The organism is Micromonospora sp. LH3U1, from assembly GCF_028475105.1.
Classification (GTDB): Bacteria; Actinomycetota; Actinomycetes; order Mycobacteriales; family Micromonosporaceae; genus Micromonospora.
In genome coordinates this window covers 3,074,525-3,098,931 of the sequence record NZ_CP116936.1, presented here as the reverse complement: position 1 = coordinate 3,098,931, position 24,407 = coordinate 3,074,525, and the positions used below count along the sequence as shown (strand labels likewise).

At 71.5% G+C, this 24,407-nt stretch carries 21 protein-coding genes; 15 read left to right on the top strand and 6 right to left on the bottom strand.

Annotated elements, in window-relative coordinates; translation table 11 throughout:
• The first annotated feature begins 3 nt into the window (after positions 1–3).
• Genes PCA76_RS13930 through PCA76_RS13900 form a run of 7 tightly spaced genes read left to right on the top strand, consistent with a single transcriptional unit; the run spans position 4 to position 5,921 of the window.
• Positions 4–408: a roadblock/LC7 domain-containing protein gene (locus tag PCA76_RS13930; protein WP_203174378.1), complete on the top strand. Its 405-nt coding sequence runs from the start codon at positions 4–6 to the stop codon at positions 406–408.
• A 52-nt stretch (positions 409–460) separates the two neighbouring features.
• A complete protein-coding gene (locus tag PCA76_RS13925) occupies positions 461–1,654 on the top strand; it encodes an ABC transporter substrate-binding protein (protein WP_272618277.1) in 1,194 nt (397 codons plus the stop codon).
• The gene (locus PCA76_RS13920; RefSeq protein WP_272618275.1) at positions 1,651–2,547 is read left to right on the top strand and encodes a branched-chain amino acid ABC transporter permease; all 897 of its coding nucleotides are present in this window, start codon (positions 1,651–1,653) and stop codon (positions 2,545–2,547) included. Before PCA76_RS13925 ends, PCA76_RS13920 begins: the two co-directional genes overlap by 4 nt.
• Positions 2,544–3,575 carry a branched-chain amino acid ABC transporter permease gene (locus tag PCA76_RS13915; RefSeq protein ID WP_272618273.1) on the top strand — a complete coding sequence of 344 codons (1,032 nt, stop codon included), beginning with the start codon at positions 2,544–2,546 and terminating at the stop codon, positions 3,573–3,575. The genes PCA76_RS13920 and PCA76_RS13915 overlap by 4 nt, the downstream gene beginning before the upstream one ends.
• Positions 3,572–4,315, top strand: a complete 744-nt coding sequence (locus tag PCA76_RS13910) for an ABC transporter ATP-binding protein (RefSeq protein ID WP_272618271.1) — start codon at positions 3,572–3,574, stop codon at positions 4,313–4,315. Before PCA76_RS13915 ends, PCA76_RS13910 begins: the two co-directional genes overlap by 4 nt.
• The gene (locus tag PCA76_RS13905; RefSeq protein WP_272618269.1) at positions 4,315–5,085 is read left to right on the top strand and encodes an ABC transporter ATP-binding protein; all 771 of its coding nucleotides are present in this window, start codon (positions 4,315–4,317) and stop codon (positions 5,083–5,085) included. Before PCA76_RS13910 ends, PCA76_RS13905 begins: the two co-directional genes overlap by 1 nt.
• 44 nt (positions 5,086–5,129) lie before the next feature.
• Positions 5,130–5,921 carry a class I SAM-dependent methyltransferase gene (locus PCA76_RS13900; protein ID WP_272618267.1) on the top strand — a complete coding sequence of 264 codons (792 nt, stop codon included), beginning with the start codon at positions 5,130–5,132 and terminating at the stop codon, positions 5,919–5,921.
• 152 nt (positions 5,922–6,073) lie between these two features.
• Here PCA76_RS13900 and PCA76_RS13895 read toward each other — a convergent pair whose 3' ends face one another.
• Positions 6,074–8,449 carry an acylase gene (locus PCA76_RS13895; protein WP_272618265.1) on the bottom strand — a complete coding sequence of 792 codons (2,376 nt, stop codon included), beginning with the start codon at positions 8,447–8,449 and terminating at the stop codon, positions 6,074–6,076.
• A gap of 216 nt (positions 8,450–8,665) precedes the next feature.
• Between PCA76_RS13895 and PCA76_RS13890 the strand changes: the two genes are divergently transcribed.
• Positions 8,666–9,646, top strand: a complete 981-nt coding sequence (locus PCA76_RS13890; RefSeq protein WP_272618263.1) for an ATP-binding cassette domain-containing protein — start codon at positions 8,666–8,668, stop codon at positions 9,644–9,646.
• Positions 9,643–10,470 (top strand): ABC transporter permease, encoded by an 828-nt coding sequence (locus PCA76_RS13885; protein ID WP_272618261.1) that lies wholly within the window; start codon positions 9,643–9,645, stop codon positions 10,468–10,470. Before PCA76_RS13890 ends, PCA76_RS13885 begins: the two co-directional genes overlap by 4 nt.
• Before the next feature lies 1 nt (position 10,471).
• Here PCA76_RS13885 and PCA76_RS13880 read toward each other — a convergent pair whose 3' ends face one another.
• Positions 10,472–13,651, bottom strand: a complete 3,180-nt coding sequence (locus tag PCA76_RS13880; RefSeq protein ID WP_272618259.1) for a BTAD domain-containing putative transcriptional regulator — start codon at positions 13,649–13,651, stop codon at positions 10,472–10,474.
• A gap of 191 nt (positions 13,652–13,842) precedes the next feature.
• On the opposite strand from PCA76_RS13880, the gene PCA76_RS13875 reads away from it, so the two are divergent.
• Together PCA76_RS13875 and PCA76_RS13870 are read left to right on the top strand one after the other, a co-directional pair.
• Complete coding sequence (locus tag PCA76_RS13875) at positions 13,843–15,303, top strand: SDR family NAD(P)-dependent oxidoreductase (RefSeq protein ID WP_272618257.1); 1,461 nt, start codon at positions 13,843–13,845, stop codon at positions 15,301–15,303.
• A 27-nt stretch (positions 15,304–15,330) separates the two neighbouring features.
• Positions 15,331–15,807: a heme-degrading domain-containing protein gene (locus PCA76_RS13870; protein WP_272618255.1), complete on the top strand. Its 477-nt coding sequence runs from the start codon at positions 15,331–15,333 to the stop codon at positions 15,805–15,807.
• Between the two features lie 26 nt (positions 15,808–15,833).
• On the opposite strand, the gene PCA76_RS13865 is transcribed toward PCA76_RS13870, so the two are convergent.
• Positions 15,834–17,210 carry an FAD-dependent oxidoreductase gene (locus tag PCA76_RS13865; protein WP_272618253.1) on the bottom strand — a complete coding sequence of 459 codons (1,377 nt, stop codon included), beginning with the start codon at positions 17,208–17,210 and terminating at the stop codon, positions 15,834–15,836.
• A gap of 237 nt (positions 17,211–17,447) precedes the next feature.
• Between PCA76_RS13865 and PCA76_RS13860 the strand changes: the two genes are divergently transcribed.
• Together PCA76_RS13860 and PCA76_RS13855 are read left to right on the top strand one after the other, a co-directional pair.
• The gene (locus PCA76_RS13860; protein WP_272618251.1) at positions 17,448–18,833 is read left to right on the top strand and encodes a serine hydrolase domain-containing protein; all 1,386 of its coding nucleotides are present in this window, start codon (positions 17,448–17,450) and stop codon (positions 18,831–18,833) included.
• A 141-nt stretch (positions 18,834–18,974) separates the two neighbouring features.
• Positions 18,975–20,303 (top strand): alpha/beta hydrolase, encoded by a 1,329-nt coding sequence (locus PCA76_RS13855; RefSeq protein WP_272618249.1) that lies wholly within the window; start codon positions 18,975–18,977, stop codon positions 20,301–20,303.
• A 27-nt stretch (positions 20,304–20,330) separates the two neighbouring features.
• Here PCA76_RS13855 and PCA76_RS13850 read toward each other — a convergent pair whose 3' ends face one another.
• On the bottom strand, positions 20,331–21,548 hold the full coding sequence (locus tag PCA76_RS13850) for an MFS transporter (RefSeq protein WP_336298062.1): 1,218 nt from the start codon (positions 21,546–21,548) through the stop codon (positions 20,331–20,333).
• Between the two features lie 50 nt (positions 21,549–21,598).
• Between PCA76_RS13850 and PCA76_RS13845 the strand changes: the two genes are divergently transcribed.
• Positions 21,599–22,693, top strand: a complete 1,095-nt coding sequence (locus PCA76_RS13845; RefSeq protein WP_272618245.1) for an ROK family protein — start codon at positions 21,599–21,601, stop codon at positions 22,691–22,693.
• A gap of 29 nt (positions 22,694–22,722) precedes the next feature.
• On the opposite strand, the gene PCA76_RS13840 is transcribed toward PCA76_RS13845, so the two are convergent.
• Entirely contained in the window at positions 22,723–23,106 is a 384-nt protein-coding gene (locus PCA76_RS13840; RefSeq protein WP_272618243.1) for a MerR family transcriptional regulator, read from the bottom strand.
• Positions 23,107–23,221: 115 nt separating this feature from the next.
• Between PCA76_RS13840 and PCA76_RS13835 the strand changes: the two genes are divergently transcribed.
• Complete coding sequence (locus PCA76_RS13835; RefSeq protein WP_272618241.1) at positions 23,222–23,932, top strand: SDR family oxidoreductase; 711 nt, start codon at positions 23,222–23,224, stop codon at positions 23,930–23,932.
• 1 nt (position 23,933) lies between these two features.
• On the opposite strand, the gene PCA76_RS13830 is transcribed toward PCA76_RS13835, so the two are convergent.
• The gene (locus PCA76_RS13830; RefSeq protein ID WP_272618239.1) at positions 23,934–24,386 is read right to left on the bottom strand and encodes an Rv0361 family membrane protein; all 453 of its coding nucleotides are present in this window, start codon (positions 24,384–24,386) and stop codon (positions 23,934–23,936) included.
• Positions 24,387–24,407 lie beyond the last annotated feature (21 nt).

Below are 24,407 nucleotides of genomic sequence, written 5' to 3'. Positions count from 1 at the left end.
CACGTGAGTGACCAACAGGATCTCGGCTGGCTGCTGGACAGCTTCGCCGCGCGCGCGACCGAGGTCAGCCATGCGATCGCCATCTCCAGCGACGGCCTGATGGTGGCCGCCACCCGCGACCTGCCGCCGGACCGGGCCGACCAGTTGGCCGCGACGGGCAGCGGGCTCGTCAGCCTGCTGCGCGGCGCCGCGGCCTTCTTCGACGCCGGCGCCGTGATCTCCAACGTCACGCAGCTCGAGGGCGGATTCATGTTCTCGATGGCCTTCAACGACGGCGCCTCGCTGCTGGTGCTCGCCGCACCCGAGTGTGACGTGGGCAAGGTCTCCTACGAGATGACCGAGCTGGCCAACCGCATCGGGGACGCCCTGACCCCTGCGGCCCGAGCGGCACTCGCCCGCAGCCGCTGACAAACCCCGGCGCCCCCACGCCGGGAACCCCACCCTTCCTCTGGAGAAACACATGCCTCTCACCACCCCTCGGCGCAGCCATGCCCTCACCGCGACACTGCTCGCGCTCGTGCTGGGCGTCAGCACTGCCTGCGGCGACGACGGGCCCGGCACGAGCGCCGGCGGCTCGATAAAGATCGGCCTGCTCGCATCGCTGTCCGGCACGTACCAGGCCGTCGGCACGGAGATCCGCGACGGCTTCCAGCTCTACCTGGACACCCACGACGGCAAGCTCGGCGGTCGACAGGTCGACCTCGTCGTCGCGGACGAGGGCAACGGCGCCCAGACCGCCGTGCCGGCGGCGACCAAACTGCTCAAGCAGGACCGGGTGTCCGCACTCACCGGCATCGTCGGTGGCGGGTCGGTCGCCGGGGTCACCCCCCTGCTCAACGAGACCAAGGTGCCACTCGTCGGCTCCAACGGCCGACCCGAGCTCAAGGACGTCTCCCGGGTCTGGCACACCTCGTACCTCTCGGACGAGCCCGGGGAGGCGATCGCCCAGCACGTCCGCGACAACGTGCAGGGCTCGGTGTACGCGATCGGCCCGGACTACCAGGGCGGTTGGGACGAGCTGCGCGGCTTCACCGACGCGTTCGGGAAGATCGGCGGGAAGCTCGCCAACAGCGACGGCAAGACCACCTTCACGCCGTTCCCGACCACCACCAACTTCACCCCGTACTTCGCCCGGATCAAGGCGTCGGGCGCGGCTGCCGTCTACACCTTCTACGCCGGCAGCGCTGCCGTCGACTTCGTCAAGCAGTACGCGCAGTCCGAGATCAAGGACGTCCCGCTGTACGCGGCCGGGTTCCTCACCGAGGGCGGCGTGCTCAACGCCCAGGGCGAGGCCGCCCGGGACATCTACTCGGTGCTCAACTACTCGCCCGACCTCGACAACGCGGAGAACCGCGCCTTCGTGGCGGCGTGGAAGGCCAAGCACGACGGTTCCCCGACCACGTACGCGCTCGCCTCGTACGACGCGGCGGCGGTGTTGGACCGGGCGATCGGCGCCGCCGGGAGCGACCCGACCCCGGAGGCCATCAACGCGGCCATCGGTCAGCTCGGCCAGATCGCCAGCCCGCGCGGCACCTGGCAGTTCTCCACCACCACGCACTCCCCCGTGCAGAAGTGGTACCTGCGGCAGGTCCGCCAGGACGGCCGGGCGCTGTCCAACACCGTCGTGGGTGACCTCGCGACCGTCGGCCGATGATCGCGGTGGCGGCCGGCACGAACCGGATCGACCCGTACCTGATCCCGGCGTTGGACGGCGTCGCCTACGGGCTGCTCGTCTTCGTCGCCGCGTCGGGCCTGGTCTTCTGTTTCGGCGTCGCCAACATCCTCAACCTGGCGCACGGCCTGCTCTACGCGATCGGCGGGTACACCGCCGCAGCGCTGCTCGACGGCGGCTGGGCGAGTCTGGCGTTGGCGCTTGCGGTGGGTGTGCTGGCCGCCGCCGCGGCGGGTGTGCTGCTGGCCGGCCTCCTCACGCCGGTCGCCACCGGCAGTCATCTGACCCAGGCGCTGCTCACGTTCGGGGTGGCACTGGCCGGCGGCAGCCTGCTCGTCGCCGGTTTCGGGCCCGACGACCCTCGGGTCCAGGTGCCCGCCGCCCTGGACGGTTCGGTGGTGGTCGCCGGCCACCGCTATGCCGCGTACCGGCTGGTCTTCATCGTCGTCGCGGCGGCGATCGCCGTCGCGCTCTACCTCGTGGTGCGGCGCACCAGGGCCGGGATGCTGGTCCGGGCTGCCGTGGACGACGCGGAGATGGTCGCGTGTCTGGGCGTGAGTCCCGCGCGGATCCGGGCCGGTGTGCTCGCCGCCGCCGGTGCGCTGGCCGGCGCGGCCGGGGTCCTGGGAGCGCCCATCATCGGTCCCGGCACGGACACCGCCGACACCGTGCTGTTGCTGTCCCTGGTGGTCGTCGTCCTCGGTGGCCTCGGGTCCATGGCCGGCACCCTGCTCGCCGCACTCGCGATCGGCGAGATCCAGACGCTGGGGGTGGCGCTGCTGCCGTCCGCCGCGCCGTTCCTGCTGTTCGCCGCCATGGCGGCCGTGCTGGCCGTGCGGGCCCGTGGCCTGGCCACCAGGTGGGGTGCGACATGAGGGACGAGGTGATCCGGCGGGGTCGCGGCGTGGTCGCGGCACTCGTCCTGGCCGGCCTGGTCGTCGCGCCGTGGGTGGTCGACGACTACACCACGGCGATCCTCGCCCGGACGTTGGCGCTGGCCCTGGTCGGGGTGAGCGTGGCGCTGCTCACCGGCGTCGCCGGCATGCCCACCCTCGGCCAGACCGCACCGTACGCGGCCGGCGCCTACGGCTGTGCCGTGCTGGGGAGCCGGATCTCCGACGTCGGCGTCGTGCAGCTCGCCGTCGCGGCGGGCGCGGGGGCGGTGTTGGCCGCGTTGACCGTGCCGCTCGTCGTCCACGCCCGCGGGGTGATCGTTCTGATGATCACCCTGGCCGTCGGCGAACTCGTCGTGACCGTTCTCGGCCGCTGGCGGTCGGTGACCGGTGGCACGGACGGGCTGGCCGGCATCGCCCCGGTCCGCCCGTTCTGGGGGCTGCCGGTCCTGGCCAGCGACCAGGCGCGTTATCTCTACACCCTGGTCGTCGTGGCCACGCTGGTCGGCGCGGTGCTGTTGCTGCTGCGTACCCGGGCCGGGCTGCTCCTGCGTGCCGGCCGGGACGACGAGACGCGGCTGCACGCCAGTGGTCACCGGGTGCCGCTGCACGTGTCCGGCGCGCACATCGCCGCCGGGGCGATAGCCGGCGCCGCCGGCTCGCTACTGGTCGTCGCCCAGCAGTACATCTCCCCCGCCGATTTCGGCTTCGACACGTCCGCCCTGCTGCTGCTCGGTGTCGTCATCGGTGGCACCGCCTCGGTCGGCGGCGCCCTGGTGGGCGCGGCGCTGGTCATCGCCGTCCGGGACTGGCTGTTCGGGGTGCTGCCCGGCCACGCGCCGCTGGTGCTGGGCGCGCTGTTCGTGGCGACGGTCTATCTGCTGCCGACCGGAGTCAACCGGGCACGGGGCAGATTGCGCCGTCCGAGCGCCCCGCCGAGCGCCCCGCCGGGCCAGCCGGTCGCCCCAGCCGCCCGTGACCACGCCACGGTTCCGGAGCTACGCGCGTGAACCCGCTGCTGAGCGCCCAGGATGTCAGCGTGCGGTACGGCTCGCTCGCCGCGCTCGCCGGTGTGGACCTCTGCATCCACGACGGCCAGCGGCACGCCCTGATCGGCCCCAACGGGGCCGGCAAGACGACCCTGCTCAATGTGATCGGCGGGTCCACGAAGCCGCAGCGCGGCACGGTGCGGTTCGAAGGACGGGACATCGATCGGCTCGCTCCGGCGGCACGGGCCCGACGGGGCATCAACCGCATACACCAACGACCCGCGGTCTTTTCGACGCTCACCGCGACCGAGAACATCGTGGTGGCCGCGCTGCCCCGGGTCATCCCACGTCGGCGGTGGTGGCCGGGCGGACGCCGACGCACCGCGCAACACCGGGCCGGTCCGCTGCTGGACCAGATGGGCCTCGCCGACGTCGCGGCGGTGCCCGCCGGGCACCTCGCACACGGCCAACGACGCCAGCTGGAGATCGCGATGGCCCTTGCCGGTCGCCCCCGCCTGCTGCTGCTCGACGAACCGGCGGCCGGGCTGTCCGCCATCGAGGTCGGCCGGCTGGTCGAGTTGCTCCGGGCGCTGCCCAGGGCGGTCGCCGTGTTACTCGTCGAACATCGACTGGACCTGGTGTACGCCCTCTCCGACACGGTGACCGTGCTCCGCGACGGTCAGACGTTGGCCGCCGGTACGCCGGACCAGATCCGTACCTCGCCGCTGGTGCGGCAGGCCTACGCCGACGGGGTGGCCTGATGCTGTGTGTGGATCGCCTGTGCGCCGGCTACGCCGGTGGGATCGTGCTGCACGAGGTCAGCCTGCGGGTGCGCCCCGGCAGCATCCAGGCCGTCGTGGGTCGCAATGGGGCGGGCAAGAGCACGCTGGTGCACACGATCGCCGGGCTGGTGCGAGCCTCCAGCGGCCGCATCGAGATTGGCGGCGTGCACGTGGCCGGCCGGCAACCACATCGCATCGCCCAGTCCGGTGTCGGTCTCGTCCCGCAGGGCCGGCGGGTCTTCTCCCGGTTGACCGTGGCCGAGCATCTGGTCCTGGCGGCCGCGCCGTGGCGGGCTCCCACCCCCGGTGGTGAGGGCTGGACGGTGGCTCGGACCCTCGAACTGCTGCCGAGGTTGGCGGCGCGGTTGCGACACCGCGGTTGCGAGCTGTCCGGCGGCGAGCAGCAGATGCTGGCGATAGCCCGTGCGCTCCTCGGCCAACCACGGGTGCTGCTGCTCGACGAACCATGTGAGGGCCTCTCGCCCGACCTGGCGGCGCGGGTTCGCGAGATCGTCAGTGGCCTCGCCGCCGACGGCTTGACCGTGCTCCTCGTGGAGCAGCAGCTCCAACATGCGATCGAGATCGCGGACCGGGTGGCGGTGCTGGAGTACGGCCGGGTGGTCTACGACCGACCGACGGCCGAGGCGCGCATCGATCCGGCCCCACTGGCGGCGATGTTGAGCGTCGCCGCCGTCCCGCCGCCCCCGGCCAGCCGACCACTGCCTCGGCTCTGGGCCGACACCCCGTAGTCACCCGACCCACCTGGAGAGGTGCGACATCGATGGATACCGCTATGAGCGATGACGCGTACACGTTTGACAATGGTGCTCCCGACGCCGTTCCCCAGATGCACGCGCTGGAGTCCTTCCTGGACCCGATCACGACGCGCCGCCTGGCCCGCCCGGTGCTGCAACCGGGGGCGACCTGCTGGGAGCTCGGCGCGGGTGGCGGCTCGATGGCCCGGCGGATCGCCCGCGCGATCGGCGACGACGGTCATGTGCTGGCCACGGACATCGACCCCACGCACCTCGTGGCGGAGGGCAACCTGCACGTACGCCGGCACGACGTCCGCACCGAACCGCCACCCGGAGACGCGTTCGACCTGATCCACGCCCGGCTCGTGTTGCTGCACCTCCCCGATCGACGACGGGTCCTCCGCACGCTCACCGGCGCGCTGGCTCCCGGCGGGTGGCTGGTGGTCGAGGAGTTCGACTGCACCGCGACACCGCGCGTACTGACCGCACCAACCGACGACGCCGCGAAGCTCTTCGCGCTGGTCATGGACGCCATGATGGGTGTCCTGGAGGACCACGGAGCCGACCTCGGGTGGGCGCAGGACGTCCACACCGAGATGGCCCTCGCCGGCCTGACCGACCTGGACACCATCACCCACTCGCAGAGTTGGGCCGGTGGTTCGACCGGATCGTCGCTCTACGAGACGAACTCCCGCCAGTTGGAGCCGGGCCTGCTCGCCGCGGGGCTGTCGCCCAACCAACTGAACGCCTTCCGGCGGCTGCTCCGCGACCCCGGGTTCGCCGTCATGTCGTACCACTTCGTCTCCACGCGGGGCCGCCTACCAGGCTGAAATGCCAGGTGGACCACCGCGCGGAGAGCGGTCGCGCGCCGTACCGTACCTCTCCCGCCGCAGCACCCCTGCTGAGCCGGACAGCTCTACGGACGCGCGGACCGCACCGGCCGGGCTCCCCGCCAGGAAGCCCGGCCGCCGCGTGCTCGCGGTCAGTGGTGGCGGCCCTCCACCACCCGATAGGTGCGCAGGTTCGGGTCCGCCTTGATCTGCGCCTCGGTGTACTTGATCGTGTCCCAACCCTTGCCCGAGTAGAGCGCGGTCTGGTCGCCGTACCAGGGTGAGTTCGGGTTGGTCGACTGAGAGTAGGTGAGGATCTGGCGCCCGGACGGCCCGTGCGGGCCCAACTCCACGGCCATCACGAACGACGAGCCGTGCACCACCTTCGGGTAGCCGACGCCGGGCACCCGGTTGTTGACGATCATGTTGAAGATGCCGGCCTCGGCGCGCCCGCCGTGGATCGGAATACGCCGGTCGCCGCGCTGCTCGGTCTGGACGTCGCCGAGACGCGCGTCGAGCGGGATGCCAGCGAGCCGCTGTACGGCGTCGGCGAGCGCGGTACGTACGCCCGGGTTGGCGGTGTCGAGCCGGTGTGGCGTGTGCACCGGGTCGCTGACGGCGAAGGGCTCCGCGAAGCGCAGCCCGTTGGCCAGGGCGAACTCGGTGAACAGGTGTGCGCCGCGGCTGTCCAGGTCGGCGTGCAGATCCCAGCGGGCCAGTGTCGTGCAGGCGGCGCGCAGGTCGACCGTCGCGCCGTTCGAGGCGGTGCCGGTCGGCTGGGCGGTGCAGAGCGCCACCAGGTCGTCGCGGACCAGTTCGCCGCCGTACACCCGGTTGCCGAAGACGGTCCGCCACAGACGGTCGGTGGTAAACCCGCGGCCGGGCAGCCCGTCGGTGCCGTCGAGGCGCTGCTGCACCTGGTCGAGGCCGAGACGGGTACGCAGGCTGCGGGGGGTGCGTTCGTCGCCGATGATCCGCGCGTAGCCCTCCAACGGGGCCTCGGGGTTGGCGAGCCAGAAGCTGTCGTTGGAGTTGGTGACGTAGTCGGTGCGGAAGCGGACGGGCAGGTTCGCGGGGCCGAGGATGCCGGGCACGGCGGCGTCCGGGTCGGCGCCGAGCGCGCAGGCCGACCGGGAGCCGTCCAGGACGGCCTGGCCGCTGCTGGCGTAGAGCGGCTGGAACGGTGCCGGAATGCAGGCGGCGGCGAGGGCGTCGGTCACCCGGGGCACGACCGAATGGTCGGCGTAGAGCGCCTCGCCACGGGCGTCGGCGGCGATCACGTTGACCCAGGGCAGGAACTGGTAACGGTCGAGTACGCGCTTGAGGTCCCGGACCGTCTCGGCGCGGCCCATCTGCAGCCAGCCGTCGAAGGCCCGGTTGTTGGTCGCGTTGATGTCGGTGATGGCGTACGCGGTGGCGGCGGTCCAGTCGAAGCTGCCGGGCACCACCACGACCGGCCCGAAGTGGGTGTCGTGGAAGGTCCGGCTGACCGGCACCGTGCCGCCGTTCGGGCCGGGCACCTGCACCGTGACGGTGCGGATGGTCATCTTCCGTGGTTGACCGTCCAGGTAGTAGGAGGTGGGGTCGCCGGGGACCAGCGCGAGGCGGTGCCAGACGAACCGGCGAGCGGTGGAGACGGTGTGGCTCCAGGCGAGGGTGCGGTTGTGCCCGATCTCGATGATCGGGTCGCCGATCAACGCGGCGCCCTCGACGTCGTAGCGGCCGGGCACCTTGAGGTGCATGCGATAGAAGCGTTCCGCGCCCTCCCACGGGAAGTGCGGATTGGCCAGCACCATGCCGCCCCGGTTGGCGGTCGCCGCCTCGCCCAGCCCGTACGCGTTGCTGCCCACCCCGGCGGGTGCGCCGTCGACCGACGCGAGCACGGCGGCCGCACCGGGCGCGTCCTGGACGGCCGCCGGGCCGGTGGCGGTGGGCGGGGCGGCGGCGACGATCCCGTCGAGCAGCGCCCCTGAGCCGGCCCGGACCATGCTGTCCCAGGTGGTACGCCAGACGTCCAGTTCGGTCAGCGGGCGTACCCACGGCTTGGCCCGGCACGCCGGGTCGGTGAGCCTCGCCGCGCCGGTGCGGCGTAGGTAGGAGTTGTAGCCGGCGACGAAGCCGCGAATCTGGTCACGGACGTCGTTGGACGGGGAGTGCACGCCGTCGCGGCGACCGTCGAGCAGCCGCTCCACCGTCCGATCCTCGATGATCTTGCGGAAGAACAGGTCGCTGCGCACGTTCGCGTCGGTCGGGCCGGTCGCGCCGAAGTAGCGGGAGCGCTCGCCGCTGACCGTCACCGCCTTCTCCGCGATGACGCACAGGTTGTCCTCCGCCTGAACGTACCCGACCCCGAAGCCGAGGTTGGCGTAGCTCGTGGCGGTGATGTGCGGGACGCCGTACGACGCGCGTCGGATCTCGGCCGAGTAGCCCCGGTCGCGCTGGTGCGCGCCGGCCGGGGGCCCGCTCAGGCCCGCCAGGATCAGGCCCAGGACCACCCCCGCCGCGCCGAGGCGTGTTGATACTGTCACCGCGTCCTCCCCCCGTCGCCCCCGGGCGCCGCTGCCCGAGGGACATTCACGTTGGTCGGCATTCTCGTCGCTGCCGTGCCACCTCGTACACCCCCGGCGCGCCGAGCTGCGGCCAGCGGCCGTCCACCGCGAGGTCGCACGGGCTCGGCCGCGTGTCGGTGCCCGTGTCGGTGACGTGTCGGAGCGGTGTCGGCCGGCCCGCGCACGCTGTTGGGCATGACAGCTGACCTGGTGATCGAGGCCGCGGGCCTCGTCAAGAACTTCGGGAAGACGAGGGCGCTGCAGGGCGTGGACCTCGCCGTGCCCCGGGGGACGGTGCTCGGCGTGCTCGGCCCCAATGGCGCCGGCAAGACCACCGCCGTACGCATCCTCTCCACCCTCCTGACCCCGGACGGCGGCACCGCCCGGATCAGCGGCTTCGACGTGGTACGTGACGCCGAGCGCGTTCGTCAGAGCATCGGGCTCACCGGCCAGTACGCCTCGGTCGACGAGGACCTGACCGGGCGACAGAACCTGGAGCTGTTCGGCACCCTGCTGGAGCTGGGGCGCACCGGCGCCCGGCGACGCGCGGCCGAACTACTCGACTGGTTCGACCTGACCGACGCCGCGAACCGACAGGCCAAGACCTACTCCGGCGGCATGCGGCGACGACTGGACCTGGCCGCCAGCCTCGTCGGCTCCCCCGACGTGATCTTCCTGGACGAGCCGACGACCGGACTCGACCCGGCCAAACGCGAGGACATGTGGGACGTGGTCCGCTCGCTGGTCAGCAACGGCTCCACGGTGCTGCTCACCACGCAGTACCTGGAGGAGGCCGACGCCCTCGCCGACGCGATCACGGTGATCGACCACGGCCGGGTCATCGCGCACGACACACCCGAAGGGCTCAAGCGGGTGGTCGGCGGGCAGACCCTCGAGGTCCGGCCGTCCGACCCGGCGCAGCTGCCCCGGACCGCGGCGATCCTGACCCAGGTCGGCTCCGGCGCGCAGGCCGACGAGATCCGCAAGGGCGTGCTCGCGGTCCCGGTCACCGACGACGCGGCCCTGACCGAAAGCGTCGCGCGGTTCGCCACCGCCGGCATCGCGGTCACCGAACTCTCCCTGCACCTGCCGAGCCTCGACGAGGTGTTCTTCACCCTCACCGGGCGGACCGCATCTGAGGACGACACCACCAGCCTCAAGGAGGTCGCCGCATGAGCACCCTCGTCCGCACAGACCCCACGACGAGCCCTGTGCTCTCCACAACCGCCCCGAACCCACGGCCGTTCCGGCTGGTCCGGCACTCGTTGGCGCTCGCCAAGCGCAGCCTCATCAAGACCTGGCGTACGCCCGAGGCGCTCATCGACGTCACGTTGCAACCAGTGCTGTTCCTCATCATCTTCGTGTACATCTTCGGCGGCGCGGTCGCCGGATCGACCCACGACTACCTGCAGTTCCTGCTGCCCGGCATCCTGGCGCAGACCATCGCCACCGGCTCCATCGCGATCGGCGTGAACCTCAACACCGACATCTCCAAGGGCATCTTCGACCGGTTCCGGTCACTGCCGATCCCCCGCTCCGCACCACTTGTCGGCGCGGTCCTCGGCGACGTCGTCCGGTACGTGATCGTCACGGTCTCGACCCTCGCGATCGGCTACCTGATGGGCTTCCGGATCGACACCGACCCACTCCGGGCGATCGCCGGGTGTCTGCTCGCGGTGCTGTTCGCGCTGTGCCTCAGCTGGCTGCCGGTGCTCGTATCGATGAAGGTCCGTACCCCGGGTGCGGTGCAGGGCCTGATGTTCGCGCTGATCATGCCGCTGAGCTTCGCGTCGAACGTGTTCGTCGGCGCCGACACCCTGCCGGGTTGGATGCAGGCCTTCGTCGACGTCAATCCGATGACCCACCTGGTGGCGTCGGTGCGCGGACTGTTCCTCGGCACACCGCTCGGCTCACACGTGTGGTGGACGCTCGCCTGGTGCGCCGGTTTCGTGGCGGTGTTCATGCCGCTGGCGCTTCGCGCGTACCGCAAGAGGATCTGAGTCAGGCGAGCAGGTCGTCCATCAGCTCGCGGATCCGGGTGACGGCCACGGCGGGCGGCCGCTCGCGCCACGCGGCCAGCAACGGCTCACGCTGCTCCTCGTCCCCGAGGACGGCGCTGAGCCGTTCGCCGGTCCCGGTGGGGAAGAACATCTCGATGTGGGTGCCGATCCGCTTCGAGAGTGCGGCCAGTTCGCGGGCGGTGCTGACGTCATCCCGGTACGCCGCGAGTTCCGCGCCGCCCGACGCCCACGCCCCGATCACCGGCAGGTCCTTCGAGGTCAGCGCATCGTCGCGGGCGAGCGACAGCATCGTGGCCGCCTGGACGGCGGCGTCGTTCCCCGACACCCGCCGCTCCTGGGCCACCCGCAGGTAGAGGACCGCCACCGCGGCCCTGAGCATCACGCGCGGCTGCGGCGGCGGCCCGGCCCACCCGGCGAGGATGCGAGTCACCTCGTCGGCGTGGGCGAGCACCTCGTCGTAGCGCTCGCGCTGCCAGGCGAGGTGCGCCAGGCCGAGAAGCGCCTGTGCGGCGTCCGTATGCTCGGCCTGGCCCAGTGTGGCCGTCTCACTCAGTCGCCGCTCCGCATCGGCATCGCCGGTGAGGGCGAGCTGCACGTCCAGCCGGACCCGGATCGACCGCGCGTCCTGCGCGGCGCCGACCAGTTCCATGTGCTGAACGCTGCGCTTCAGCCACTCGGCCGACCGGGCTTCCCCGCCCGGGATCAGGAACTGCCCGACGGCACCCGCCGCCATCGCCATGCCCCAGTGGTCACCGGCAACCTCGAAGCGGTGGTACGCCTGCTCGGCGTCACTGATCGACGCTTCCGGCAGGCCGCTGTTCTCCCGTACCGCCGCGCGCGCGAACAGCCCGAGGCCCTGCACGTACGGGTCCGGGTGCGCGATCATCTCGGTCGCGCTCTTCATGCTCTGCTCCAGATCGGACGCGTCGAAGCCGGGGAACGCCGACGCGAGTGCGGTCAGCCGGGGCGACACCTCGGCGGGCCGTTCGGCCTGGAGCGTCCGCAGGGCCCGCCGGGCGAGCACGGCGGGCCGCAGATCGGCGCTGATGCCGGCGTTCACGCTGATCACCACGCACGTCCAGGCGAGACGGTCGGCGTTGGGCAGCGGCCGGCCGCTGGCCCTGCCCCGCAGGATCGCCGACCGCAGGCGTCGCTCCGGGTCGTCGACGTTCAGCAGCCCGCGCGCCCACGCGAGGACCTCAAGGTGCAGGCCACGCACCGACCAGAGGTGGAACAGCGCGGTGGCGACGTCGACCGAGGCGGGCTCGTCGTCCTCCCTTAGCGCCCACCGCAGGCCCGCGACCAGGTTGTCCTGCTCGGCGGTGCAGCGGCGGAGCGCCTCGACCTGGCCAGGGCCGACGAAACGGCCGGCGAGCGCGACGGCCTGCTCCCGGGCCCACCCGACCAGGCCGGCCATCGCTGGCCCTCGGGCGTCCGCCGCGTCGAGCCGGGCTTCGCCGTACTCACGGACCGTCTCGAGCATCCGGTAGCGGGGCGGACCGTCCCCCTCGACCAGGGTCAACAGGGACTGTTCGACGAGCGTCGCCAGGCCGCGCCGTACGTCCGGGGTCTGCGCGACCGCAGCGGCGAGGTCGGCGGTGAACGGCGCGGGGATGGCCGCGACCCGTTGGAGTAACTCACGGTCGCCCGCGGTGAGCAGTTCCCTGCTCCAGTCGACCATCGCCCACAGGCTCGCGTGCCGCTCCGGCAGGCCACGCAGGGCGTCGTCGAGCAGAGCGAACCGGTCACTCAGCCCGGCGAGGACATCGTCGATCGGCATGTGCCGCAGTCGCGCGGCGGCCAGCTCGAGTGCCAGTGGCAGGTTGTCGAGGCGGTGACACAGCGCCAGCACCCGCTCGGTGTCCCAGGTCGGCACCGCACCTCCGGCCCTCGCCCGGGACTCGACCAGGGCGAGCGCGTCGGTGTCCGGCAACGCGGTCAGCCGATGGACCAGCTCGCCGGCCAGGCCCAGCGGGGCGCGGCTCGTCGCGAGCACCGTGACCTCCGGCGAGGTCACCGCGACCAGGTCCGCCACGACGGTCGCTACCGCGTCGAGCACGTGTTCGCAGTTGTCCAGCACGACCAACCCGTCGAGGTCGGGTGCGACCGCGCGTAGCCGCTCCTCGGGGCTGAGCACCCGCCGCTCAAGGCCGAGGTTGCCGCCGGTTGCCGAGGTGTCCGCGCCCCCGAGCGCCGCGAGCACCGTGGGCAGCACCTCGTCGGGCGAGCGCAGGCCGGCGAGTTCGATCACGCGTACCGACTGCCCGGACGCCGCCGCGCGGCGCGTCACCTCGGCGGCGAGCCGGGTCTTACCCGCGCCACCGGTCGCCACGATCGTCACCAGGGCCGCACTGGTGAGGGCCTCGCCCACGGTCTCGACGTCCCGCTCCCGGCCGACGAGGGCGGTCATCGGCCGGCGCCAGGCGGTGGGCAGGGCGATCCGCGTCGGCTGCCGGGGCGGCGCCTGGGCGACCGGGGTGGTCAGCTCGCCGCGCAGCAGCGCCAGGTGGACCTGTGTGATCACGGGCGACGGGTCGGTGCCGTACCGGTCGGCCAGTTCGGCCCGGAGTCGCTCGACCACCTCCAGTGCCTCCGCCTCCCGCCCCTGGGCGGCGAGCACCCGGACGAGCAGGGCGGCGGACGGCTCGTCGGGCGGCGTACGCGCGACGAGCCGGCTCAGGTCGGCCTCGTCGAACGGGCCCGCGCCAGCGAGTGCCGCCTGCGCGCGCAGGGCGGCGACGTCCGCGAACAGGCGCGTGTCCTCGGCGGTGACCAGCTCCGGAACCTCGGGGAACAGCCCACGCGCCTGATCGGCCACGCTGCGGGCGGCACGGACGTCACCGCGTCGGAGCACGGTCCGCGCCTGGTCGATGAGCGCGCGCGCCTCGACCGCGTCGACGGTGACCTCCTCGGCGGGCAGACGGTATCCGCCCGGCACCGCGACCACGGGCAGCCCGAGACGGCGCACCCGGGACACGAGCGCCTGGACGGCGCCAGTCGCGTCGTCGGGTGGCGCGCCGTCCCACACGGCGTCCACGAGCAGGCTCGTGGAGACCGCCCGCCCACGCGCGTCGACGAGCGCGCGGATCACCGCCGCGAGCCGTTCGCCCCGAACGGGCTGGCCGTCGACGGCGAATGGACCGAGGGTGGTGATCTGCACGGACCCAGCATCCCTCACGCGTGCACGGCCCGGACGACCGCCGGTCCCAGACTGGCCGCCGGTAGCCCATGGCTGACGGAGCCGAGCAGCACGCGGGGTGCATGGCGGATCGCGTGGTGCGTACAGTTTTGGGTCGGACTTGGGGTGGGCCGGCTGGATCCGGCACGGGATACGGGACGAGACAGAGACGCATGACGGTGGACAACATTACCGAAAACGGTCAAGATGGCATTGACCGAAGCCGGCTGGAGGCCTGCCTCAGCGTCTTCGAGGCGCTGGAGGCCCTGCCCCCCGACCACCCCGACGTGGTGCGGGTGCAGCGAGCCACCGCCCGGCTCTACAAGGTGATCAAGCAGCGGCGACGTGAGGAACGGCGAGATGCTCTCCTCGCGGCCGACCGCGCGGTGACGGAGGCCACCGCCACCGGCGCTCCCGGGCGGATCGACGACGAGACCCAGGGCATCCCGCTCGCGTCCTCCGCCGCCGGTGAGACGGCGGGCTTCCTGCACAATCCGCGCGGCTGCTACGTCTGCAAGCAGCGCTACCGCGAGGTGGACGCCTTCTACCACCAACTCTGCCCGTCCTGCGCCGCGCTCAACCGGGAACGCCGCGACGCCCGTACCGACCTGACCGGCCGGCGCGCGCTGCTCACCGGCGGCCGGGCCAAGATCGGCATGTACATCGCGCTGCGGCTGCTGCGCGACGGCGCACACACGACGGTGACCACGCGGTTCCCGCACGACGCGGTCCGCAGGTTCGCCGCGATGCCCGACAGCGGGGACTGGCTGCACCGCCTGCGCATCGTCGGGATCGACCTGCGCGACCCCGCCCAGGTGATCGCCCTCGCCGACTCGGTCAGCAGCCAGGGCCCCCTCGACATCCTGATCAACAACGCGGCGCAGACCGTTCGCCGCTCCCCCGGGGCGTACGCGCAGCTCATCGCCGCGGAGGCCGCGGCCCTGCCGGACGGACCACTGCCGGAGCTGATCACGTTCGCGAAGCCGGACGGCCAGAGCGGCCCGGTGGGCAGTCTGACCGCCGGCCCGCAGTCGACCGCGCTCACCCCGCACGCGCTCACCGCGCTGGCACTCACCAGCGGCTCCGCCTCACCGGAACGGATCGCGGCGTCCACGGCCATCGACGCCGGGGGGCTCGTGCCGGACCTCGACTCGGTCAACAGTTGGGTCCAGCGGGTGCAGGAGGTCGACCCGGTCGAGCTGCTCGAAGTGCAGCTGTGCAACGTCACCGCGCCGTTCGTTCTGGTCAGCCGGCTGCGCCCGGCGATGGCCGCGGCGCGGGCCCGCCGCAAGTACGTGGTGAACGTGTCGGCGATGGAGGGGCAGTTCGGCCGCGGCTACAAGGGGCCGGGGCACCCGCACACCAACATGGCCAAGGCCGCGCTGAACATGCTGACCCGCACCAGCGCCGAGGAGATGTTGACCGACGGCATCCTGATGACCAGCGTCGACACCGGCTGGATCACCGACGAACGTCCCCACCCGACGAAGATGCGGCTGGCGGACGAGGGTTTCCACGCCCCGCTGGACCTGGTCGACGGCGCGGCCCGGGTGTACGACCCGATCGTCCGCGGCGAGCAGGGCGAGGACCTGTACGGCTGTTTCCTGAAGGACTACGCGCCCTGCGCCTGGTGATCACCCCGTACGACGAGGAGAGCGAACATGTCAGCTGACCGTGACCCGTGGCCGACGTTGGACGAGCTGCTGCGCGAGGAGAGCGAGCTGGAGCTGGCGGGCCTGTCCGAGACGGACGCGTACGAGCTGGGAATGCTCGCCGTCGCCGCCGCGAGTGAGCAGCGGCTGCCGGTGTCGGTGGGGGTGTGGCGGGCCGGACGCCAGCTGTTCCACTGTGGCCTGCCGGGGTCGACGGCGGACAACGACGGTTGGCTGCGCCGCAAGGGGCGGGTGGTGATGCGGTTCGAGCACTCGTCGCTGTACATGGCCCGGTTGTGCCAGGACAAGCAGGTCACGCTGACGGAGAAGTTCGGTCTGCCGGCCTCGCGGTACGCGGCGGCCGGTGGCGCGGTGCCGCTGCGCGTTCGCGGCACCGGCGTGGTGGGCTGGGTCGGTGTCTCCGGACTACCGCAGCTGGACGACCACCGCTTCGTCGTCGACATCCTGCGCAAGCTCCCCCGCTAGCCGCGCGGCGCGGGCCGCGAGGGCGGTCAGCGTGCGCGCCGGTTGGCGCGCATGGCACCGAGGAGCACGCCGGGGCGGGTCAGCGAGAGCGGATGCTCCTGCATGGAGACGACCTCGTTGAACCGTCGCGCGGTCGCCACGTCCGTGACGGTCGCGGCGATGATCTGCCTACTGGCCCAGCTGGTGATCCGGTGGCCGCGCGGGTAGGGCCCGTCGACGTGCGGCAGCGCCAGGTCGGCAGAGGTTGATATCGACCACGCGGCGTCGACCACGACCTTCTGCAGTGCGAGGTACTGGTGCGCGGGGACGGTCAGGTCCGGGCCGGACCGCAGGTACGTCGACAGGCAGGCCGCGTGCAGGGCCGCCGCCGTCATCCCCTGCCCATACACCGGGTTGAACGACGCGACGGCGTCGCCGACGCTGACCAGCCCGGCCGGAAACCGGCGAAGCGCGTGGAAGTCGCGCCGCCGGCTGTCGGCATGGTGGTAGGTCTGGACGTCGCCGAGCATCTCCTGGCCGGCGACGTCGCCGAACTCCGGTGGGAACTGCTCCCGCAGGCGGCGGACGAAGTCCTCCCCGGTGCGGCCCGGACGGTTGTCGCCGTAACCGGCCATCATGGCCATCCACCGACCGTCCTCGATGGCGAAGAATGCGGCGCCGGCCACGTCAGACGCCATCTTCGGAGTGTGCAGGGCCAGGACGACCGTCGGGGCCGGGGTCACCGCCGGGCGTCGGAACAGGGCGGTCGCGTAGTTCAGGTGCACGGTCATCCGCCGCGTGACCGGCCGCTCCCAGCCGGCCCGTTCCAGCCAGTCCGACAGTTTGCTCGAACGCCCCATGGCGTCCACCACGAGGTCTGCGCTCTCGACGCCGGGCACCCCGCCGACGTCGCAGCGGACCCCGGTGACCGCGGTGCCGTCGAACACGAGACCGGTGGCACGGGCGGTGACCGTCTTGACGTTGGGCAGTCGGAGCACCTGCTGGCGGATCAGTCCCTCCAGGAGGGGCCGGCTGCCCGCCAGGCTGTTGGCGTCGTCGGGGACGACGACCTTCAGACGGCCGTCGAGGTAGTTGCGCCTGGACGCGGGCGGTGCCTCGACCGCCCCGTGAGCCAGTGCCTGGTCGCGGAACTCCGGAAACAGCCGCTCCAGCTGGAGGAGACCGCCGGGCAGCAGCGCGTGCAGCTGCGTCCCCTGGGGTACGCCGGCCCGCGCGCCCGGCAGCTGCGGGTCGTCCCGGTCGATGATGACGACGGTGTCGGCGTAATCGGACAGCACCCGGGCCGCCAGCAGGCCGGCGACACTGCCGCCGACCACGACGGCCGTACCCATCATCGGGGAGTGCTCGTCGGGGGGTCGCACCGCGTTCAGCTCTGCGAAGACCCGAGACGGGGAGGGGGACATCGTGCTCTCCAAAGGGATGCGAGGGGTGGTGCCCTCCCCGGGTCTGCCAGCGAACGGGGCGCGGACAGACCGGTGGGCGGTCGTTCGGAGTGACGCACGCCGATCGTCGCACAAACCCGTCGAACGTCAACCGACCGTGTCCGCTAGGTGACCACCTGCCGGACGGTGCGGTGGACACGACCGGCGTGCGGGTGGGTCGGTTGGCGCGCGTCGATGCCGCCTGTCACGATCTCCGGCATGCCCGTCGCGCGTCGCACTCTGCTCGGGGTCGGCCTGGCCGCCGCCACCTCCGCGCTCGCCGGATGCGGTCACAACGGCGCGGCGGATTCCGGTCTGGCCGGTCCCGGCGACGCGGTGACCGCGACCGACGCCGCCGGAAACAGGGTGGGATTCGGCTCGGCCGGAAACATCAGGACGCCGTCCGGCGCACCGACCGCCACTGCGCCCGGGAACGGCGGTGCCGTGCCAGCCGGTCAGGCCCCCTACGCGCAGGACGTGACCGCGCTGCTGCGGCGACATCTGCCCGCGACACCGCAGACCGTTCAGCACAAGGGTTTCCCCGGCGCGGTCGCTGTCGTCCTGGTCGATGGGAAGACGACGGTGCACATCGCTGTCGGGGAGGCGCTGCGCTACGGCGCGGGCCCGAAGCTCCTCACGGCGAGCCAGCGTGTCGCGATGCGCCCCGACTCCATCTTCGACCTCGCCTCGGTCACGAAGGTGTACACGGCCATCCTGCTGCTGCAGCAGGTCGACAAGGGGCACGTCGACCTGGGTGCGCCGGTCCGCGACTACCTGCCGGCCTTCACCGGAGCGGGCAAGGAGCGGATCACCGTCGAGATGCTGCTCACCCACACCAGCGGTCTTCCTGTGGGCGCCAAGGTCACCGGCCTTCCCGACAACGCGGCCCGCTGGAACGCCGTACTCACCACCGGGCTGGTCTCCGGCGCCGTTCCCGGGAACACGTTCCGCTATTCCAGCGTCGGGCTCATGGTCGCCGGCAAGATCGTCGAGAAGGTCACCGGTCAGGGGCTCGACCAGGCGCTCAGGAGCAACCTCACCGGCCCGCTCGGCCTGCGCGACACTGGCTTCAACCCCAGGACCTGGATGTCCACCGGCGCGAGGTCCAGCCGCCTCGTCGCCACCGACGCCCGCTCGTCCCGGGGCCTGCTCCGTGGCACCGTCCACGACGACGTCGCCAACCACCTCGGCGGCATCGCCGGTCACGCCGGCATCTTCGCGACCGCCAGCGAGCTCGCGGCGATCGGTCAGATGCTCCTCGACGGGGGCACCCACAAGGGCAAGCGGATCCTCGCCGAGGCGACCGTGCGCCGGATGCTCACCAACCACAACGCCGGGAAGCCCGCCGTCGACCCCGAGCGGCCCAACCGGACCTCGGCCCACGGCCTCGGGGTCGTCCTCAACCAGAGCTGGTTCATGGGCAGGCTGGCCTCCACCCGGACCTTCGGCCACACCGGCTTCGCCGGCCCCTCGCTCCTGGTCGACCCCAACCGCAAACTCGTGCTCGCCCTGCTCACCAACCGCGCGCACCCCAACTGGAGTTGGGCGAACCCCGACCCGGTCCGTGCCGCCGTCGGCGACCTGCTGGCCAAAGAGGTCAACTGACCGCAGCGCCACTGCACCATTGATCCTCGCCGGTCCCCGAATTCGTCGAGATCGCCAGGGAGGTGTGGACCGCTGAGCCTCACCCTGACACGATACTTGCGCTAGCAGTGCAGATACTTCGTCCATCAAGGTGGAGGACCGATGCACACGTTCCGCCGGAGACTGCTCTCCGTGGTGGCCGGGGGCGCCCTCGCGGCCAGCCTGTCCATCGCACCCGTTCCGCGCGCCGCCGAAGCGGCCGCCACACCGACGTACCGTCCAGTGATCTTCGTGCACGGCAGTGCCGGATCAGCCTCGCAGTTCCAGTCGCAGGCCAGACGTCTCGCCAGCAACGGCTACCCCATCGACATCATCGAAGCCCACGAGTACGACTCACCGAACATCGCGGCAATCCTGCCTCAGGTGTACGCGGGGCTCGACGCACGGATCTCCCGCCTGCTGGCGGCGACCGGCACGGACAAGGTCGACCTGCTCGCGCATTCCCTGGGCACCTTCGTCATGCAGGGCTATCTCACCAGCTCGCCGGCGCGCGCCGGCCGGGTCGCGCACTACGTCAACCTGGACGGACGCACCGCGTCGTCCCCGCCAGGCGGGGTGCCCACCCTCGCGATCTGGGGTGAGGGCGACCCGGCCCGCGCCATCGTCGGCGCGACCAACGTGCACTTCACCGACCAGTCCCACACCCAGACCGTGTCGTCGCCGGAGTCGTTCGGCGAGATCTTCCGTTTTCTTCAGGGTCGCGCGCCCCACACGACGCGGATCGTGCCTCAACTCCTCGGCACCGCCCGGGTCTCCGGTCGCGCGGTGCTCTTCCCGAGCAACGTCGGCGTCACCGACGCGACTCTTGAGGTCTACCCGGTCAGTTCCCTGACCGGCGGTCGGTTGTCACACCGGCCCGTGCATCGGGTGCCCCTGAGTGGCGACGGCTCGTTCGGGCCCTTTCCGGTGCTCGCCACGGCCCGCTACGAGTTCGCGATCGTGCGTTCCGGCGCCGCGACGCACCATTTCTACTTCCAGCCGTTCCTGCGCTCGGATTCGTTCGTACGCCTGGCGACCAGCGTGCCGGGCGAGGGTCTGGGCGCGCTGGTCGACACCAGCGACCGGCACACGGCGCTGACGATCCAACGCCAGAAGGAGTGGTGGGGCGACCAGGGCGACGCCGGCGACAACCTCTGGATCAACGGCAGGGATGTCCTGAACGCGGCGAACGCCCCCCGGGTCAAGAGGACGATCGCCATCTTCGCGTTCGACGACGGAAGCGACGGCGTGACTGATCTGACCGCGCCGTTGCCGGAGTTCTTCAGCCAGACCTTCATCACCGGCATGGACCTGTTCATCCCGGCCACACCGGCGCACCTCGGCCTCGTGCGGATCACCGTGGGTCAACGCGGCGGCGGGTACGACGTGGTCAACGTGCCCAACTGGAGATCGAGCGCCCATCGGGTGACGGTCAGCGTCGACGACTTCTGAGCACCTGCCGTGGGCGGCCCGGCCATCTCAGCTCGTGACGGTGGCCGGGACCCGCTCACGCGTGCGTCGCCCGACGGCGAAGCTGACCATCCCCAGGGCCAGCCCGACGATCGCCAGGGCGATACCCACCCGGGCCGGTGCGAGGTAACCGAGCCCGGCGGCGATGGCGACGCTGCCCAGGGCCGCGCCCAGGCTGTTCGCGATGTTCATCGCGGACTGGTTGAGCGCCGCGCCCATCATCTGTGCTCCGGGGGCGACCGTGATCAGGCGTGCCTGCAGGACCGGGCCGAGATAGAGACTTGTCGCGCCGACCAGGAACGCGCCCACGAACAAGCCGACGCTGGTCGACGCGACGAGGCTGAAGACGGCAATGCTCACGGTCATCGCGACGAAGCCGATGACCATGCTCCGCTGCAGGTCGCGGTCCGCGAACCAACCGCCCAGGGCATTTCCGACCGTCATGCCGAGGCCCACCGCGACCAGTGCCCACGGCACCATCGTGGCCGAGAGGCCGGCGACGTCGGTGGTGACCGGCGCGATATAGGTGTTGACCGCGAAGAACCCGGCAAACCCGACCGCGCCCGTCGCGGCGACAAGCCAGACCTGCGGGGTCCGCAGCGCCTTCAGCTCGGCGGCCGGCGAGCCGTCGACCGCCGCGGCGACCTCCGGAACGACCGCGAGCACCGCCAGCAGGGTGAGTAGGAAGACGCCGGCGATCACCAGGTACGCGACGCGCCAGCCGGCCGTCTGCCCGAGCCGTGTGATGAGGGGTACGCCGACCACGTTGCTCACGGTCAGGCCGCTGAGCACGGTGGCGAAACCGCGGGCCTCGTTACCGGGACCCATCAGGGTCGCCGCGAGCAGGCCGGCTGCTCCGAAGTACGCGCCGTGCGGCAGCGCCGCCGCGAACCGGGCCACCAGAACCAGGTCGAAGGTGGGGGCGATCGCGGACGCGACCGTGCCGACGGCGAAGAGCGCGAGCAGCCCGAGCACGAGCTTCTTACGGGGCAGGCGCGCACTCAGCGCGGCGATGAGGGGCGCGCCCACGACCACGCCGAGCGCGTAGGCGGTGATCATCCACCCGGCCCGAGCAACCGCGCCCGACGACGACTGGGCGTACTCCTGCGGGAGGAGACCGCGCGCGATGTCGGGCAGCAGGCCCATCGCCACGAACTCGGTCAGGCCGATGGCGACGCCACCCAGCGCCAGTGCGACCAACGCCGCTACCCGTCGGCCTCTGCTCATCTCGATCACCGAGAAAATTTAGCAACAGCGTTGCGTAATAGGGTGGGGAGATGACTCGCATCACTGCGGACGTCACGTTCCTGCGCGGCTACAACCAGGCACTGGTCATGGCGGTGGGGCGTACCGTCCGGACGTTCGAACGGTCGACCGTGGTCGCGGCCACCGGCCTGACGCCGCAGGCGGTTTCCAAGGTCATCGCCCGACTGACCGCCGACGGCCTGATCCGTCCCGCCGGCGTTCGCCGCCCGGGCATCGGCAAGCCCGCAGTCGTCCACGAACTCGTCCCCGACAGCCGGTACGCGATCGGCGCCCACGTCGCGCGGCGCACGCTGCGGCTGACCCTGGTCGACCTGGCCGGCACCGTGCACCACTCGACGGTCAACCCACTGCCCGGCGACTTCACCCCGCAGCAACTCCTCGACGTCCTGGCGTCCGGCATCGACGCGATACCCGGCATCACCGACCTCCGGGGCCGGCTCACCGGCGTCGGCATCGGGATGATCGGCCCGCTGGACCACGCCAACGGCCTGGTCCGTGACGCCCACGGTCTGCGGCACTGGCACGACGTACCGCTGCGCGAGATCGCCGAGAAACACCTGGACCTGCCCGTCCACCTCGACAAGGACGTCACCGCGGGGATCACGGCCGAGGCCTGGCGGCACGGCGCGACGTTCGGCGACGCGGCTCTCATCATGGTCGAGTCCGGTATCGGCGGCGGCTTCTGGCTGGGCGGCACAGCCCACCGGGGCGCGCACACCAACGCGGGAGAATTCGGGCACACGGTCGTCGACCTGGACGGGCCCCTCTGTGTCTGCGGGCGCCACGGCTGCCTGGAGATCGTGCACAACCAGGCCGCCCAGGCCGGAGACATCACCCGCGCCGCCCGCGTCGTGGCAGTGGGCGTCGTCAACCTGCTCCAGACACTCGACCTCGCCCACGTGGTGCTGGCGGGCGCGGATCTCCTACGGCACCCGGAGACCTATCTCGCGGCAGTTGTCGAGGCCGTCGGGGCGGACGCGCGACGCGCGGACTGGCTCACCACGACGGTTGCCTTGTCCAGCCTCGGCGCGGACGTCATCGCCGCGGGCGCCGCCATGCAGGTCCTCGATCAGCAGTACGGCATCCCGGGGCTCGCCCCCATCTGAGCGTTCGGGCTGACGCGCCGTCACGCCTGCTACGCCACCAGGGCGTCGGTGTCCGTCCGGGTGCAACCGCTGGCCGCGCTTTCGCTGAACGCGATGACCGCGTCGAGCCGGTCTCGCGCCTCCAGGAGTTGGGTGATCTGCCGATCGATGCGGTCGCGTTCGGCGCGGAGCATGGCCCGCGACTGCGGTGTGTTGACCTTCGCGTCGACGCAGGGCAGCAGGTCCAGGATGGTCCGGCTGGACAGGCCGGCGGCGTACAGCATCTGGATGAGGTGCACCCGGTCGAGCGCGCTGTCGGGGTAGTGGCGCTGGCCGCCGCTGCTGCGTGCGGCGCTCAGGAGGCCCTGCTCCTCGTAGTAGCGCAGGGCTCGCACCGACACCCCGGTCTTCGTGGCGAGTTCACCGATCCGCATGGACCCTCCCCCGGCCGGTGACACCAGTCACACGACCTTGTCCCTCACGTATACGTCAGGTTTTAACGTAGCTCGCGTACGGCTCGTCCCCGAACCTGCAAGGAGGCAATCAATCATGCGGATCTCCGGTTCGATCGCTCTGGTTACCGGCGCCAACCGTGGCATCGGCCGACACTTCGCCCGGCAACTGTTGGAGCGCGGAGCGGCCAAGGTGTACGCCACGGCCCGCAACCCGGAGCAGATCGACACCCCCGGCGTCGACAAGCTCCGGTTGGACATCACCGACCCGCGATCCGTCGAAGAGGCGGCGGCCGTCGCGTCCGACGTCACCCTGCTGATCAACAACGCCGGAATCTCCACCTGGACCAACCTGGTCACCGGTGATCTGAGCAAGATCCGGTCCGAGCTGGACACCCACTTCTACGGAACCCTGAGCATGGTGCGGGCGTTCGCTCCGGTGCTCGGCGCGAACGGCGGAGGCGGAATCCTCAACGTCCTGTCGGCGTTGTCGTGGTTCTCCTACAACGGGGCCAACGCCTACGGGGCGGCGAAGGCAGCCGAGTGGAGCCTGACCAACGGGATCCGGTTGGAACTCGCCGGCCAGGGCACTCTGGTGACCGGACTGCACCTGGGCAGTGCCGACACCGACATGTCGGCCGGCTACGACGGCGAGAAGGTCGACCCCGCCGACGTCGTACGCGCCGCTCTGGACGGCATCGAGGCCGGCCGGATCGAGGTCCTCGCCGACGAGTGGAGCGCCTACGTCAAGGCGTCCCTGGCCAACGACCCGAGCGCCTTCTACACCGCAACCGCACCGGTGCGGTGAGTCACTGGCAGACGAGCCACTCACCGTCCCTCTTGACCAACGCCATCCGCTGCGTCAACCGCGCACCCGTGGCCGACTGGACCATCTCAACGGTGACACTCGCGGTGATCCGGCCGTTGTAGTTGCTGACGTTCACACCGGTGATCTCGTAGCTACTGATCTTCAGCTGCGCAGCCTGGATCCGGGCGAAATCCTCCTGCGTCATGGTTTCGCGCACCTCGCCGCACAGGCGGCCGTACGCGGCCGGGTAGTTGCCGGCCCGCATGTCGTCCACGTACGCCACCGCGGCCGCCCGGGCCGGCTCGGCGTTGTCCTGGACGGTGCGGTAGAGCCAGAACCCGACGCAGACGGCGATCGTGCAGCACAGCGCGAGCAACGCGCCGACGACGATCAGGACCGTACGAGTTGTCCGGTTGGCTTTCGGGCTGGGCACCATCATCGGCTCGTACGTCATAGCCCGGAGGGTAGGGATGTG

Bases quoted from the DNA above. Each gene is read 5' to 3' on its own strand.
- PCA76_RS13925 (WP_272618277.1), top strand. From the start codon at position 461: ATGCCTCTCACCACCCCTCGGCGCAGCCATGCCCTCACCGCGACACTG.
- PCA76_RS13920 (WP_272618275.1), top strand. From the start codon at position 1,651: ATGATCGCGGTGGCGGCCGGCACGAACCGGATCGACCCGTACCTGATC.
- PCA76_RS13915 (WP_272618273.1), top strand. From the start codon at position 2,544: ATGAGGGACGAGGTGATCCGGCGGGGTCGCGGCGTGGTCGCGGCACTC.
- PCA76_RS13905 (WP_272618269.1), top strand. From the start codon at position 4,315: ATGCTGTGTGTGGATCGCCTGTGCGCCGGCTACGCCGGTGGGATCGTG.
- PCA76_RS13900 (WP_272618267.1), top strand. From the start codon at position 5,130: ATGAGCGATGACGCGTACACGTTTGACAATGGTGCTCCCGACGCCGTT.
- PCA76_RS13890 (WP_272618263.1), top strand. From the start codon at position 8,666: ATGACAGCTGACCTGGTGATCGAGGCCGCGGGCCTCGTCAAGAACTTC.
- PCA76_RS13885 (WP_272618261.1), top strand. From the start codon at position 9,643: ATGAGCACCCTCGTCCGCACAGACCCCACGACGAGCCCTGTGCTCTCC.
- PCA76_RS13875 (WP_272618257.1), top strand. From the start codon at position 13,843: ATGACGGTGGACAACATTACCGAAAACGGTCAAGATGGCATTGACCGA.
- PCA76_RS13870 (WP_272618255.1), top strand. From the start codon at position 15,331: ATGTCAGCTGACCGTGACCCGTGGCCGACGTTGGACGAGCTGCTGCGC.
- PCA76_RS13865 (WP_272618253.1), bottom strand. From the start codon at position 17,210: ATGTCCCCCTCCCCGTCTCGGGTCTTCGCAGAGCTGAACGCGGTGCGA.
- PCA76_RS13860 (WP_272618251.1), top strand. From the start codon at position 17,448: ATGCCCGTCGCGCGTCGCACTCTGCTCGGGGTCGGCCTGGCCGCCGCC.
- PCA76_RS13855 (WP_272618249.1), top strand. From the start codon at position 18,975: ATGCACACGTTCCGCCGGAGACTGCTCTCCGTGGTGGCCGGGGGCGCC.
- PCA76_RS13850 (WP_336298062.1), bottom strand. From the start codon at position 21,548: ATGAGCAGAGGCCGACGGGTAGCGGCGTTGGTCGCACTGGCGCTGGGT.
- PCA76_RS13845 (WP_272618245.1), top strand. From the start codon at position 21,599: ATGACTCGCATCACTGCGGACGTCACGTTCCTGCGCGGCTACAACCAG.
- PCA76_RS13840 (WP_272618243.1), bottom strand. From the start codon at position 23,106: ATGCGGATCGGTGAACTCGCCACGAAGACCGGGGTGTCGGTGCGAGCC.
- PCA76_RS13835 (WP_272618241.1), top strand. From the start codon at position 23,222: ATGCGGATCTCCGGTTCGATCGCTCTGGTTACCGGCGCCAACCGTGGC.
- PCA76_RS13830 (WP_272618239.1), bottom strand. From the start codon at position 24,386: ATGACGTACGAGCCGATGATGGTGCCCAGCCCGAAAGCCAACCGGACA.